Raw genomic sequence first — 370 nt, forward strand, 5'->3', positions numbered from 1 at the left:
TTCATCAGACAATCTGTGTGAGCACTGCAAAGGCAGGTTCTTTAAGGTAAGGAGGTGATCCAACCGCAGGTTCCCCTACGGTTACCTTGTTACGACTTCACCCCAGTCATGAATCACAAAGTGGTAAGCGCCCTCCCGAAGGTTAAGCTACCTACTTCTTTTGCAACCCACTCCCATGGTGTGACGGGCGGTGTGTACAAGGCCCGGGAACGTATTCACCGTGGCATTCTGATCCACGATTACTAGCGATTCCGACTTCATGGAGTCGAGTTGCAGACTCCAATCCGGACTACGACGCACTTTATGAGGTCCGCTTGCTCTCGCGAGGTCGCTTCTCTTTGTATGCGCCATTGTAGCACGTGTGTAGCCC

The 370-nt window shown here is 52.4% G+C and carries 1 rRNA gene; it reads right to left on the reverse strand.

Features of this window, described 5'->3' with window-relative positions:
- Nucleotides 1-47 precede the first annotated feature (47 nt).
- Nucleotides 48-370: ribosomal RNA gene (locus tag DIT71_RS17775) — 16S ribosomal RNA — on the reverse strand; the annotation flags it as partial.

The sequence above is a fragment of the Marinobacter vulgaris genome (genome assembly GCF_003344045.1).
Lineage (GTDB): Bacteria > Pseudomonadota > Gammaproteobacteria > Pseudomonadales > Oleiphilaceae > Marinobacter > Marinobacter vulgaris.